Origin of the sequence: Succinivibrio sp. (assembly GCF_045124615.1) — a bacterium.
In the GTDB taxonomy this organism is placed as follows: Bacteria; Pseudomonadota; Gammaproteobacteria; order Enterobacterales; family Succinivibrionaceae; genus Succinivibrio; species Succinivibrio faecicola.
The window spans coordinates 1-8,750 of sequence record NZ_JBGVMC010000394.1 but is presented as its reverse complement, the minus strand read 5'-3'; the positions used below and the strand labels follow the sequence as shown (position 1 = coordinate 8,750).

Annotated in this window: 11 protein-coding genes; 8 read left to right on the top strand and 3 right to left on the bottom strand. The window is 37.1% G+C overall.

Going from position 1 to position 8,750, the window contains the following annotated elements:
• The first annotated feature begins 140 nt into the window (after positions 1-140).
• The 5 genes from sucC (at position 141) to ACJML3_RS10530 (ending at position 3,819) form a co-directional block, all read left to right on the top strand.
• Complete coding sequence (gene sucC / locus ACJML3_RS10550; protein WP_406023061.1) at positions 141-1,301, top strand: ADP-forming succinate--CoA ligase subunit beta; 1,161 nt, start codon at positions 141-143, stop codon at positions 1,299-1,301.
• Positions 1,302-1,310: 9 nt separating this feature from the next.
• Positions 1,311-2,186 (top strand): succinate--CoA ligase subunit alpha, encoded by an 876-nt coding sequence (gene sucD / locus ACJML3_RS10545; protein WP_406023059.1) that lies wholly within the window; start codon positions 1,311-1,313, stop codon positions 2,184-2,186.
• Positions 2,187-2,311: 125 nt separating this feature from the next.
• Positions 2,312-2,704, top strand: a complete 393-nt coding sequence (locus ACJML3_RS10540; protein ID WP_406023057.1) for a hypothetical protein — start codon at positions 2,312-2,314, stop codon at positions 2,702-2,704.
• Between the two features lie 79 nt (positions 2,705-2,783).
• On the top strand, positions 2,784-3,128 hold the full coding sequence (locus ACJML3_RS10535; protein WP_406023055.1) for a hypothetical protein: 345 nt from the start codon (positions 2,784-2,786) through the stop codon (positions 3,126-3,128).
• A gap of 64 nt (positions 3,129-3,192) precedes the next feature.
• Positions 3,193-3,819, top strand: coding sequence for a YigZ family protein (locus ACJML3_RS10530; RefSeq protein ID WP_406023053.1), 627 nt, complete (start codon positions 3,193-3,195; stop codon positions 3,817-3,819).
• An 8-nt stretch (positions 3,820-3,827) separates the two neighbouring features.
• Here the strand turns inward: ACJML3_RS10530 and ACJML3_RS10525 are convergent, their stop codons facing one another.
• From ACJML3_RS10525 to ACJML3_RS10515, 3 genes are read right to left on the bottom strand one after another with little or no spacing between them, the layout of a single operon-like run.
• Positions 3,828-5,744 carry an ATP-binding cassette domain-containing protein gene (locus ACJML3_RS10525; protein ID WP_406023051.1) on the bottom strand — a complete coding sequence of 639 codons (1,917 nt, stop codon included), beginning with the start codon at positions 5,742-5,744 and terminating at the stop codon, positions 3,828-3,830.
• A 50-nt stretch (positions 5,745-5,794) separates the two neighbouring features.
• A complete protein-coding gene (locus tag ACJML3_RS10520; protein WP_406023050.1) occupies positions 5,795-6,754 on the bottom strand; it encodes a hypothetical protein in 960 nt (319 codons plus the stop codon).
• A 3-nt stretch (positions 6,755-6,757) separates the two neighbouring features.
• The gene (locus ACJML3_RS10515) at positions 6,758-7,120 is read right to left on the bottom strand and encodes a histidine triad nucleotide-binding protein (protein ID WP_219935671.1); all 363 of its coding nucleotides are present in this window, start codon (positions 7,118-7,120) and stop codon (positions 6,758-6,760) included.
• 130 nt (positions 7,121-7,250) lie between these two features.
• Between ACJML3_RS10515 and ACJML3_RS10510 the strand changes: the two genes are divergently transcribed.
• The 3 genes from ACJML3_RS10510 (at position 7,251) to dhaM (ending at position 8,541) form a co-directional block, all read left to right on the top strand.
• Positions 7,251-7,472, top strand: a complete 222-nt coding sequence (locus ACJML3_RS10510; RefSeq protein ID WP_406023048.1) for a hypothetical protein — start codon at positions 7,251-7,253, stop codon at positions 7,470-7,472.
• A gap of 40 nt (positions 7,473-7,512) precedes the next feature.
• The gene (locus tag ACJML3_RS10505; protein ID WP_406023046.1) at positions 7,513-7,947 is read left to right on the top strand and encodes a LexA family protein; all 435 of its coding nucleotides are present in this window, start codon (positions 7,513-7,515) and stop codon (positions 7,945-7,947) included.
• A gap of 186 nt (positions 7,948-8,133) precedes the next feature.
• Positions 8,134-8,541: a dihydroxyacetone kinase phosphoryl donor subunit DhaM gene (gene dhaM / locus ACJML3_RS10500; RefSeq protein WP_406023044.1), complete on the top strand. Its 408-nt coding sequence runs from the start codon at positions 8,134-8,136 to the stop codon at positions 8,539-8,541.
• Positions 8,542-8,750: the final 209 nt, after the last annotated feature.

The following is an 8,750-nucleotide window of genomic DNA, read 5'->3' as shown; positions in this document are numbered from 1 at the left end:
AAATATATTTATAATCAAATAGTTAATGCTAATTGTATTAAGTCAATCTAGAATAATTTTTAATAATTAAGAAAAACTGTCATCTTTACCAGATATTTCCTTTGTATTTTAATAATAAAAAAAATTCTAAGGAAAAGTATATGAACATTCATGAGTATCAGGCAAAAGAGATATTTAAAGAGTACGGTTTACCAGTATCTGAATTTTATGTCAGCACCAAGGCTACAGGTATTGGTAAAGCAGCTTATGAGCTAGCTCCAGGACCATATGTTGTAAAGTGTCAGGTTCATTCAGGAGCTCGTGGAAAGGCTGGTGGCGTAGCATTAGTTGAAACTCCTGCACAGGCAGAAGCATTTGCTGCAAAATGGCTTGGAAATCGTCTTGTAACCAAGCAGTCAGGACCACACGGAAAGCCAGTAAACAGAATTCTTATTGAAAGAGCAATCGATATTAGCAAGGAGCTTTATCTTTCAGCTACTATTGATCGTTCAAGCGCCAGACTTACAGTAATTGCATCAGCATCAGGTGGTATGTCAATTGAAGAGCTGGCAATAACAAGTCCTGAAAAGATCCTCAAGTCCTATATTGATCCTCTTGTTGGCCCACAGCCATATCAGGGACGCGAACTTGCTTATAAGTTAGGTCTTACAGGCAGCCAGGTAAATGCTTTTACAAAGATCTTCTTAGGTATCTGCAAGATGTTTGTTGAAAAGGATTTATCACTAGTTGAAATAAATCCTCTTGTAATCACTAAAAGCGGTGAGCTTGTATGTGCAGATGCAAAGATTAATACTGATCCTTATGCTGCATACAGACACAAGGAATTAGCAGAGCTTGATGATCCTTCTCAAGAAGATCCAAGAATTGCAAGAGCAGTTGCAGCAGGTTTCAGTTATGTTCCATTAGATGGAAACATTGGCTGTATGGTTAACGGTGCAGGTCTTGCAATGGGCACCATGGACATTTTAAAGAATCTAGGTGGCGCTCCTGCAAATTTCCTTGATGTTGGTGGTACTGCAACAAAAGAAAGAGTAATGGAGGCTTTCAAAGTTATTCTTGAAGATCCGAATGTTAAATGCATTATGGTCAATATTTTTGGTGGTATTGTTCGTTGTGACATGATTGCTGAAGGTATTAAGGGTGCAGTTGAGCAGATTAAGATATCAGTTCCTGTTGTTGTAAGACTTGAAGGTAATCAGGCTCATTTAGGTGAAAAGATTTTAAATGAGTGCGGATTGAATATCGTATCAGCAAGAGATTTAAGACAGGCAGCTCAGTTAGCCGTTAATGCAGCAAAGTAAGGATCAGTTATGAGTATTCTAGTTAATAGAGAAACAAAGGTTATTTGTCAGGGTATTACAGGTTCACAGGGTACAGCACATTGTACTCAGATGCTTGAGTATGGCACTAAGCTTGTTGCTGGTGTAACTCCTGGTAAAGGAGGTATGACTCATTTAGGTGTTCCTGTATTCAATACTGTATCTGAAGCTGTTGAAGCTACCGGTGCTACAGTATCAATGGTGATGGTTCCACCTCCTTTTGCAGCTGATTCAATTCTTGAGGCAATTGATGCAGGTTTAGAGCTTGTTGTATGTATTACAGAAGGCATACCTGTTCTTGATATGCTCAAGGTTAAGGCAAGACTTGAGAACTCAAATACAGTTCTTATTGGTCCAAACTGTCCTGGCATTCTAACTCCTGATGAGTGCAAGATTGGTATTATGCCTGCATCAATCTTCTCAAAAGGTAAGGTTGGTATCGTATCGCGCTCAGGTACACTTACATATGAGGCAGTTAAAGAGACCACTGAAGCAGGATTTGGTCAGTCAACCTGTGTTGGTATCGGTGGAGATCCTATTCAGGGCTCCAACTTCGTTGATATCTTAAAGCTTTTTGAAAACGATCCAGAAACTGAGGCTGTTGTTTTAGTTGGTGAAATCGGTGGCAGTGCAGAGCAGGATGCGGCTAAATTCATTAAGGAGCATATGACAAAACCAGTTGTTTCATACATTGCAGGTGCATCAGCACCAAAGGGCCAGCGTATGGGACATGCAGGTGCAATTATTTCAGGTGCAAATGCAACAGCTGAAGCTAAGCAAAAAGCTCTTATTGATGCCGGTGTTACTGTAGTATCAACAGCAGCTGACATTGCTGATGGCTTAAAAGAAGCTACAGGCTGGAACTAATATAAACAGTGCGGTGCAATGCCGCATTGTTGTTTAATATTTTTTGATACATATCAAATAGATACAAAATATCGTTTATTTCATTCTATTGTCTGTTACAATGAAATTGTAACAAAGGAGATAGTATGAAATCTTTAATTCTTGGCTCACTTATAGGTCTGATGACTTTTTCTGCAGCTGCTGATGTTATGATTGATGTAAGAAACGATTCATCTGATGATTGTTCTCTTGCAATTAATGCTCGTACTGATAAAACCAAATGGATCACCCAAGGATGGTATGTTTTTGCTTCAGGTGAAGAAGCTCCTATCATTTTAAAGGGAATCAACGATATCCATAATGTATATATCTATAACGACTGCAAGCCTGTTCCAACTTCTGCAAAGAGCGAAACCAAGAAGGGCTGGGTAAAAACTAACTACAAGTTTACCGATGAGAATCCTCGCGAAAAGGATCCTGGTTACGAAGAAGTTGTTTTTGAAAGACTTCAGTCTGATAAGTATCAGATTCAGAATTAATCTTTTGGCACAATTTGTGCTTTTATATCTTATATAAAAAGTGGTGGCAATTATTGCCACTAATAATGGAGTATGAGGTATGAGTACATTTGTTGGCAATATTGCTTCTAGCTATATATCTGACATAAATACAGACAATAGAAGCAAACATTCTTATGCTAGTTCTGATTTTCTATCGGAACTTACAAACAACACTCAGGATGAAATTACATTATCTGAGTGTTCCTATGAAGTTATAGATAATCAAGAGCAGTCATATTCGGATAAATTTTCTGTATTAAATAAAAGTGCTCTAAGTGCTGAGGCTATGAGTGTTCTTGAAAAAGGTGCTTATAAAAAGGATTTGAGTATTCTAAATTCATTTTCAGATCCACTTATAAATGCATCAAAACTTGCTTTAGGCGGTATTAGCAGGTTCCTTTAGATTTTAAAAGTTTCTGATTTCTTGGTATCATACACAAAGTTAATTTGTGTATGATTTTTTATTTATGGCTGATACTTATAAGATCCCAAATCTTAAAAACGGTGCAGTGCATCGAGTTGAACTTATTGTCAAAAAAAGCAGATTTATTACTACTGTTGCAAGAACACATGGTGTAGATGAAGCTAAGGCTTTTATTTCAAAAGTGACAGAAGAATTTTCTGATGCAAGACACAACTGTTTTGCATATGTTGCTGATAAACCAGGTAATTCAGGTTATGCTGGCTGTTCTGATGATGGTGAGCCTCATGGAACTGCAGGTCAGCCAATGCTTAATATTCTCCTTCACTCTGATGTAGGTGAGATAACATGTGTTGTTACAAGATATTTTGGTGGCATACTTTTAGGCACAGGTGGTCTTGTAAAGGCATATTCAGACAGTATCAAACTGGCATTAGAGTCTCTTGATGTTACTGATATGGTAATAATGAACAGAGCAACAATCAGAGTTGATCACTCAATAGTAAATCTAGTTTTGAGATTATTCAAAAAATATCAGTGTGAGATTGTAAATCAGGAATATACTGATAAAGTATCTTATACAGTTGATATCCCTGCTGACAGCTTTGATAATCTGCAATCTGAGATTACAACTATCAGCAGAGGCGAAGCTTTGATAACAAAAGAAAACTGAGTTTGTAACTAGCTTTGCATTGCTGTTTCAAGCTCTTCTTGCTTTTCTATCCATAAAAGCTCAAGCTCTTCAACGCTATTAGCTAAAGAAGCTCTGTCAATTGACATTTGCTGAGCTTTTTTAGAATCAGTCTGATATAGACTTCCATCTAAAAGAAGATCGTCAATTTCCTTTATCTCAAGTTTTGTTTTCTCTATTTGCTTTTCAATTTTTTCAATTTCAAGCTTTAGAGGTCTTAATGCCTGACGCTTTTGAGCTTCTAGTTTTTTCTGCTCTTTGGTTTTGTAGCTTTGCTCTTTAGCTGATGAGCTTTGTAAAATGGCTTTTTGCTCACTTAGTTTTTCTTTATATTCTCTGTTCTTTTCGTTCAGATAATTCTGATAGTCGTTAAGATCGCCATCAAAAACACTGACCCTGCCTTCATCTATAAGCCAGAGCTTATCGGCAATAGCCTCTAAAAGATGTCTGTCATGAGATACAAGAATTAAGGCACCAGGATATGATGTAAGTGCTAAAGTTAAAGCCTCACGCATATCAAGATCAAGGTGGTTAGTAGGCTCATCAAGTAGCAGCAGATTAGGTTTTTGATATGCAACCATAGCAAGAGCAAGTCTTGCCTGTTCGCCACCTGACATAGTGCTTACAATAGCTTTTGCCTTATCACCAGAGAATGAGTAGCTTCCAAGAAAAGATCTTAAATCCTTTTCAAGAGCCTTTGGATCTAGCTTTCTAAGATTATCAAGTGCACTTAAATTTTCATCAAGCTCATCTAGTTCATGCTGTGCAAAGTAACCGATTTTAATATCCTTACCAAGTGTTACACTGCCTTTAACAGGAGGAATAACTGAGCATAGAGTTTTAATAAGAGTAGATTTACCCTGACCGTTCTTACCTAAAAGACCGATTCTGTCTCCTTTGGTAATCATTAGATTTATACTTTTAAGTACACTTTCATTATCATAGCCACAGTCAAGATCTTTTAAATCAGCAAGAATATCTACAGTTCTATCAGGTTCAAAAAAGCGGATATGATATGGTGATTCTTCAGCTGTAATTGCAGTAAGTTTAACCTTTTCGATGGCTTTTAACATGCTTTGTGCCTGTTTTGCCTTTGATGCTTTATATCTGAATTTATCAACAAAGGCCTGCATATGAGCTAAAGCTGCTTCTTCCTTTTTACGAGATGCTTTTTCATTTGCAATTCTCTGTGCTCTTAATCTTTCATAATCTGAATAGTTACCTGTATACATTACAAGTTTTAATGATTCAAAATGAAGCATATGAGAGCAGAATGTATCAAGGAAATCTCTATCGTGAGATACGCAAAGGATTGTTCCTTCATAATTCTTTAGATAATTCTCAAGGAAGATGATTGTATCAAGATCAAGGTGGTTTGTAGGCTCATCTAAAAGCAGAACATCAGACTTATAAATAAGAGCTTTAGCAAGATTAAGACGCATTCTCCAGCCACCGGAGAACTCCATTACCTTTTTGTTCATCTCGCTGTCTGAAAATCCAAGACCGTGCAGCAGGATCTTAGCTCTTGAATCTAAGGTCCAGTAACCTGCAATTCCAAGTTTATCTTCAATTAGGGCAATTTTTTCGCCATTGTTTTCCTGATAGGCTCTTTCTTTTTGTTTTAAAAGCTCTACAAGATCTAAATCACCTTCTTTAACATAATCAAGTGCACTTATTTCAAGTGCAGGTGTCTGCTGAGCAACAGATGCAATTTTAAATCCCTTTGGAATTTGTAAATTGCCTTTTTCAATCTGTACTTCTCCTTTGATAGTTGCAAATAGAGTAGATTTACCACAGCCGTTTCGACCGATGATACCTACTTTCTGTCCTGGAAAAATACTGCATGATGCTTCATCTAGGAGAGTATTTACTCCACGCATAATGGTGACTGAAGATAACTGAATCACAATGTATTCCTACAAAAAGACAGCCAATTAGGCTGTCTTGATTGAAATAATTAGTTTAATGCCTGAGAGGTCTGAACGATTGTAATACCGTCCTGAACGCGAATGTTTCTGATATTCAGCATATACTTGCTACCAGTTTTTCTGATAATAGAAACATTTAGCAGAGGAACATTATTCTGACGGCATGCTCTTACAAGAGATGGAATGAGAGTAGATGAACCCTGATTTTGAGAAATCTTCAGCTTGCCAGATGAAATAGCCTTGTGTGAATTCTCATTAAGAGCAGTCGTGATTGGTTTTGACAGATCGGTAATACAGTCATGTAATTCTTCAGGAACAATTGTTGGAGCTACATAGATTGTTCCAAGATCAGTTGAGATCCTTTTTGCCTGAGCTGTAGCGATTGTATAAGCCTTGTTTTCAGCTACTTGAGAATCTACAAGATGACATGTCTTTGAAGATGTTTGTGAAAGACCTTCAACAGACTGATTAACTGCTAATGCAATATCATCCTCATCAGAGCCACCATCTACAAATGGAGTCAGCTTTTGTTCTTGCTCTTGTGCACTACTATTATCCTGGCTGTGTTCTTGCTCATAAAGTTTATTCAGATCAACCTTACCTTCAAGAACATCTTTCATTGAAACCTTGTTAAGCTCATTTGAAGCCTCGCGACCTTCAAGTGAACTTACATGAGGAAGTAATGACTGATTTTTTGTGCTTTCATCTGGAACGTAAGGCTTAACTACACCAGCCTTAAGCTCAGTTGACAGGGTCTTTTCAATGTCATTACCAAGCTTTAATGATTCTTCATCACCTGTTTTCTTGGTTTCTTTATGTACAGCTTTAGCTTTTGGTTTTTGATTTGCTTTTTTAGCTTTCATATCTTCCTGAAAAGATACTTTTTTACCACCAGTTGCTGTATTTGGGTCAAAAAATGATGAACATCCAGCACATAAGGATGCTGATGCTGCAAACATAAGAATTAGTGATAGTTTTTTTAATTTCATTTTTTAGATCTTATCGCCTGGGAAACCGAAACCACCAAGATAACCACCTGCAAGCAGATGCATATGAATGTGAGGTACTTCCTGACAGCCATTCTTGCCACAGTTTACAATCAGTCTGTAGCCACTTTCTGCTACGCCTAAATCCTCAGCAATCTTTCTTGCTACAGTGAAAAGACGACCTAGCATAGGCTCATCCTCTTTTTCAACATGGCTTACTGATGGAATTGGCTTGTTAGTAACAATAAGAATGTGGTGCTCAGCTTTTGGTGCAATATCAAGGAAAGCTGTTACAAGATCGTCATGATAAATTGTCTTTGATGGAATAGTACCATTGATGATCTTTGTAAAAATTGTTTCTTCGCTCATAGTAAACCCCTATTGAATGTTCTTTTAATTGTCAGATTATAACACAAACAACCTTATAGCTGTCTTTGATTCTTAAGATTTCTGATATTTTCCCGATAATTAGGTAAGAGGTCTTTAAAGGAGGTGCACTATGAGCCAGGATTTATTATATTCGGTCATTGCAAGACCTTCTCTTGGAGCTGAAAATCTTGTATACAGACGCAGGGTAGCAAAGACTTCAGAAAAGGACAATGCAAAGAGAGCCGAGTCTAAAGAGCAGAAGTTTACTAAAGAGCAGAACAGATTTTCTGATGATGATGGTGAACTTCAGGACAAGGAGAATTTAGGATCTAATATTGATTCTACTGTCTGATTGCTTTAAATGAATAGAGTAATAGACTATAATCTTTTTTATGAGCAATGAAGTATCGCCTTTTGCAAAGGCCTCTAGTGACAGTATAAAAGTAGAACTGCCTGTAGCAACAGAAAGTATACAGGCAGGATTTCCTGCACCTAATGGTGGTTATATTGATGGAAAACTCGATGTAAATGAGTTTTTAATATCATCCCCTCATTCAACATACATTTACAAGGTAAGTGGAGAATCAATGATAGACGCTGGTATCATGCCAGGAGACTATGTGCTTGTAGATTCATCCATTGAGCCATCTAATGGTGATGTAGTCGTTGCACTTGTTGATGGAGAGTACACCATAAAGGAGCTTGTTCTTTCAAATCCTCCAAAACTAATGCCCCGTAACAGTGAATATGCACCAGTACAAATCACTGAAAACTCTCTTGTGACAATTATTGGTCCCGTAATTTCAGTTGTGCGCAAATATCACTAGTAAACATACATTCTTTAAGCTGTTGTATATTTATTTTTTACTCAATAGTACGTATAATTGTGATGTGCATTGAACAAAAGGCTATTCGTAATGTGAATAGTGATCAATTTTTATTAAAACAAATCATATAAAATACTAAGAGAAATCCGAAGTAGTAAAAGATTTAGACTTTTTAAGGAGTTAGACATGATCGGAATTGTAGTAGTATCACACAGTACTAAAGTTGCAGAAGGTATTTGTGATATGGTTGAGCAGATTGCATCTTCTAGCGAGAACAAGCTGCCAGTAATTCCTGCAGGCGGTAATGCCGAAGGTAAATTAGGAACAGATCCTAAAAAGATTTTAGAAGCAATCAAGAAAGTTGACGACGGTGATGGTGTAGTTGTTCTATGTGACTTAGGCTCAGGTGTTATCAGCTCACAGGCTGCTATTGCAATGCTTGATGATACTCAGAAGTCAAGAGTAAAGATTGCCGATGCTCCTTTACTTGAAGGTGCAGTTGGTGCTGCAGTTGAGGTCGCATCTGATACACAGTCAACAATTGATCTTGTTGTATCAGCAGCTGAAGCATCACGTCAGTTACACAAGAAGTAATCTCTGTTTTTTGGTGCTCAAAACAAAAAGGGCACAAGAAAAATAGCTCTGCAAATTGCAGAGCTATTTTTTTATCTCTTTATTTTTGTTCATTATTATATTCTGCTTTTATTTCATCTATAGTTTTTCCACCAATTCCAAAATTGCTGTCTGAAAGCTCCTTAACTGTTACAGTGAAAAACTCCTTTTGATATTCATTACCTTTGAAG